The 223-nt window shown below is 70.9% G+C and carries 1 pseudogene; it reads left to right on the plus strand.

The window, feature by feature from the left end:
* A pseudogene (locus tag E4K09_RS23735) lies at positions 1-223 on the plus strand (diaminopimelate epimerase); the annotation flags it as partial.

Genomic DNA, 223 nt, shown 5'->3' on the forward strand with positions numbered 1-223 from the left:
GCCCGGCAGGCCGGGGGCTGGTGCTCGAGACGAGGGCGGGCCTTCTGCCGGTGAGCCAAGTCTCCGACACCACGTTCACCGTCGACATGGGTCCGCCGCGCCTGGCGTGGACCGAGATTCCCCTGCGCGATCCTTATCCGGACACCCGCGCCATCGCGCTGGACACGCATCTGCCGGAAGCGCCGGAGCTCGAGAACCCGTCCGCCATCGGCATGGGCAACCC

Source organism: Microvirga pakistanensis (genome assembly GCF_004458765.1).
GTDB lineage: Bacteria > Pseudomonadota > Alphaproteobacteria > Rhizobiales > Beijerinckiaceae > Microvirga > Microvirga pakistanensis.